Origin of the sequence: Microcoleus sp. Pol10D4, assembly GCF_036701555.1 — a bacterium.
Taxonomy (GTDB): Bacteria; Cyanobacteriota; Cyanobacteriia; order Cyanobacteriales; family Microcoleaceae; genus Microcoleus.
On sequence record NZ_JAUBRA010000146.1, the window covers coordinates 1 to 4,014 of the forward strand.

Annotated in this window: 3 protein-coding genes; 1 reads left to right on the forward strand and 2 read right to left on the reverse strand. The window is 45.8% G+C overall.

What is annotated here, in order from left to right:
• Positions 1-283 precede the first annotated feature (283 nt).
• Together guaA and cbiD are read right to left on the reverse strand one after the other, a co-directional pair.
• Positions 284-1,885: a glutamine-hydrolyzing GMP synthase gene (gene guaA, locus QUA36_RS30850; RefSeq protein WP_445301471.1), complete on the reverse strand. Its 1,602-nt coding sequence runs from the start codon at positions 1,883-1,885 to the stop codon at positions 284-286.
• Between the two features lie 347 nt (positions 1,886-2,232).
• A complete protein-coding gene (cbiD, locus tag QUA36_RS30855; RefSeq protein WP_333460121.1) occupies positions 2,233-3,390 on the reverse strand; it encodes a cobalt-precorrin-5B (C(1))-methyltransferase CbiD in 1,158 nt (385 codons plus the stop codon).
• Positions 3,391-3,629: 239 nt separating this feature from the next.
• Here cbiD and QUA36_RS30860 point away from each other — a divergent pair, with 239 nt between their 5' ends.
• Complete coding sequence (locus QUA36_RS30860) at positions 3,630-3,962, forward strand: helix-turn-helix domain-containing protein (protein ID WP_333460120.1); 333 nt, start codon at positions 3,630-3,632, stop codon at positions 3,960-3,962.
• The last annotated feature ends 52 nt before the right edge of the window (positions 3,963-4,014 follow it).

Consider the following 4,014-nt stretch of genomic DNA (forward strand, 5'->3'; position numbering starts at 1 on the left):
TAACACATCTCTTGATGAAGTTATTCGTGCTTATTGTGCATAAAGAGTGTCTCATACTTATTTGAAATGACTATAACTGCTGGATACGAATTTTGCAGTCACTTTACTTATATACAGCAAAAAATGTCAAATGCGTTCTATAAAAGCGATCGCCCTTCCCACTCCCCCATCCCCTGAAGCCCGTGAAGCGTAGCTATCCCAGAGGGAATCCCCCTTTTATCCAAAATCAAAATAAGTAGACAGACAAAAAAATTAGTCCGCCTACTTAATCGCTAACTACAAATCACTCCCACTCGATCGTTCCCGGTGGCTTAGAAGTAATATCGTAAACCACCCGGTTCACCCCCTTAACCTCATTCACAATCCGATTCGAGATCAGTTCTAACAAATCATAAGGAACCCGCGCCCAATCAGCCGTCATCCCGTCTTCACTCTTAATAAACCGCAGAACAATCGGGTAAGCATAAGTGCGCTGATCGCCCATCACCCCTACACTGCGAATCGGCAGCAAAACTGCAAAAGCTTGCCAAAGTTCACCGTACAATCCGTGCCGGTTAATTTCTTGGCGAACAATGAAGTCAGCATCCCGCAAAATATTTAGTCTCTCTGCGGTAACTTCTCCTATGATCCGAATCGCCAATCCCGGGCCGGGGAAAGGTTGTCGGTTCACGATTTCTTCGGGAAGCCCGATCGACCGGCCGACTTTTCGCACCTCATCCTTAAACAGTTTTCGCAGCGGTTCAATCAGCTTAAATCGCAAATCTTTCGGCAAACCGCCGACGTTGTGGTGGCTTTTAATTTTAACAGCAACTCGCTCGCCACTTTTCGGGTCTGCATTAGTGTCAGCCGACTCAATCACATCAGGATAAAGAGTACCTTGTGCGAGGTAGTCAAAGGGGCCCAGACGCTTCGATTCTTCTTCAAATACGTTAATAAATTCGTGACCTATCCGCTTGCGTTTTACTTCAGGATCGGTTATTCCTTCAAGTTGAGCTAAAAAGCGTTCGCGAGCATTAACATACTCAACATCAATGTGGAATTGCTCTTTAAATAATTTTACCAACCGTTCTGGTTCATACTTCCGCATAAACCCTTGGTCGATAAACATACAGGTAAGTTTGTCGCCGATCGCCTTGTGCAGCAAGAAAGCCAAAGTAGAAGAATCTACACCACCGGATAGAGCCAGCAAAACTCGTTTATCCCCCACTTGGGCGCGAATTTCGCGAATCGATTCCTCCACAAAAGTAGCTGTCGTCCAAGTCGGTTCGCACTCGCAAATGTGGTAAACAAAGTTGCGAATTAAAGCTATTCCCCCGATCGAGTGAACTACTTCTGGGTGAAACTGAACCCCGTACAAATTGTTCTCGTGGTTAGCAACAGCAGCACACGGAGTATTGTCCGTGTGAGCGAGGATCTCAAAACCCGAAGGCAACTCGGAACAGGAGTCTCCGTGGCTCATCCACATCGTGCTGCCTTCTTCGACATTTGTCAGCAAATCTGTAGGATCGTCAATAAATAGCGATGCCTTGCCGTATTCGGCTAACTTAGCCCGTTCAACCTTTCCTCCGAGTTGCTTTACCATCAACTGCATCCCGTAACACACTCCCAACACCGGTATTCCCAAATTCCAAATTTCTGGGTCGCAGTGGGGAGCTCTTTCATCGTATACAGAACTCGGGCCTCCTGACAGAATAATTCCTTTAGGATTGATAGCTTTTAACTGTTCTGCCGTAGTTCGGTAAGAAATAACTTCTGAATATACTTGAGTTTCGCGAATGCGGCGAGCGATCAGTTCGGAATATTGCGAACCGAAGTCGAGAATCACTATGATCTGGCGATCGATCTGCTGCAGAAAAGAGTTGGTGAGAACGGATTCAGTTTCTATTTGAGTAGTCACGGTTATTGCGTAATTGCTAAGTGCTAATTGGGCAGAAAGTAGCGGAGGTATCTGTCGCGGTCTCAGTACAATTCTAAGGAAGGCGATGAACCATTAGTCGCTATAAATAAATCTTATTCATACTAGATTGCTGTCAGCGATGTTAGTCGATTAATCGGGCACAGGGCAAGCATAGATTTACTTCGAGCCTTACCCTAATTAATTGAATTCTTGCTTCAGAAATAGCTTTCCGAAGCAACCTAGTATAATTAAGGTTTAGGGACAGAGAATTATTACTTGTTAAATATTATCCCTGACCGATGTTTTAAACAGAATTCAGGGATATTCACACTACATTAACAAATTTGGGTCAAAAATGTATCTCCTATATCACTTTTAACAATAATTTTGCGATCGCGCCCGAACATCACCGAGCCCACGGGGATGTGCAAGTTAGTGTGAGTAAAAATACAATCCGATGAGCGCAAGTCTATTTGTCCGGCGATGTCGCCGTAAATTCGATCGACCCAATTGCTCCCAAACTCGGCGTCTAAAGCCCGCAGTTGCCCAAGAGCCTCTTCGGCTGTCGCTGCAGCAAAAATTGCGGAACACGCATCGGCAGGCATTCCAGCTTTAGCACAGTAAGCTGTGAGAATTTCCCTGCGCCCGTCAGCCAAGTGGTGGTGAGTGTGAAAAATCCCCGCCGCCAATTTCATCAGTTTCCCGTGATAGCCAAACAGCAAAATTGACTGCACGCCCTGATATCCTGCCTCTACCAGCAACGGGCCGAGCCAGTTAGCGGTTTTGACGAGCCTATCAGGATTAATCCCCAGTTGTCGCGCCAAATCCAAGCCGTTTTCGCCGATGCAGAAAACCAAACAGTCAAACAATTCGGCTTTTTGTTGCAATTGTTCGCGGTAAAGTTCCAACTGTCCAGGGGCACTCAGTGGTTGAGAAATGCCCGTTGTACCCAGCAGCGAAAGTCCTTCTACCACGCCGAAAGCTTCGTTAGAAGTGCGGGTGGCTAGTTGTCGCCCAGACGGCAGAATAAGGGTGACAGTAATTTTTTCTCCCCGTGCGAGTTCTAGGCTCAGATTCGATCGCAGCAGCCGCATTGCGTAATCATAGATCGCCGCCCCTCCACCAACTGTGTGACGCCCTATACCTTCACCGCCGAGAATCACAATCTGCTCTTCCTCTCCCCGATTCTCTCCCTCTCTCTCCCTCTCTCGCTCTTCCCAATTCCCCAATTCCACCATTGCCCAAAGGGGGGTATTGCGAGTCAGATCGAGATTGTCCCCCGGATCGGAGCGAGTTACTCCTAAAGCGGTATTAGTTTTGAGTACAGACGCCTGTTCGATCGGAATTTCTGCCGTTATTTGCGGTTCCAGTAAATTTACTGATACGCTATCTAGAGACTGAATACCCTCACGCAAGCACCGCAAAGCTGCAAGTGCGGCCGCACAGGCAAATACTGGCAATGTATACCCGGATACAGGTTGAGTTTTAGTCACGCTCAAATGCAGAAATCTGTAAATTTGCGGGCGATCGACATCACGCCTTAGCACTGATAGCCCTCAAACATTTAAGTTTAATTGTAGGGTTTGTTATTATAAGCAGTTCGCGTAATTTTTGTCAACTATAATTTTGTCCTGTGAGTTGCCTTGAAGCAAGCCACACTTTTGTGGAGCTTGACTAAATTGCCAAATAGTTTGCTAAAATTCTCCATAGTTAATCATTGAGAGGAAGTTTTGTGTTTGCTGTCAAACGAGCGCTCAAACTGAATAACAACGAAGCGACTTTGATGGCAAGACACGCAGGATTCCGGCGCGTAGTATTTAACTTTGGGTTAAGCTTGCGGACTCAAATGTATAGCGAGGGAAAATTCACAGACTCGAAGGTGATCAACGAAGTTAAAAAAGTTCTTACCAACCACGTCAAGAAACAGCCTGAATTTGGCTGGATGAACCAGTTGTCTAGTCGAGTTTATCAAAATGCTTTAATTGACTTGAAAGATGCTTTTAGTAGATATCGCTCTGGAAAGGCAGGTCATCCAAAATTTGCTAGAGCGTCGGTACAGTATTAGAAGTTGACAAAAAAAGAGATATATGAATCTACCCCGTCAAGGAATTCAACTC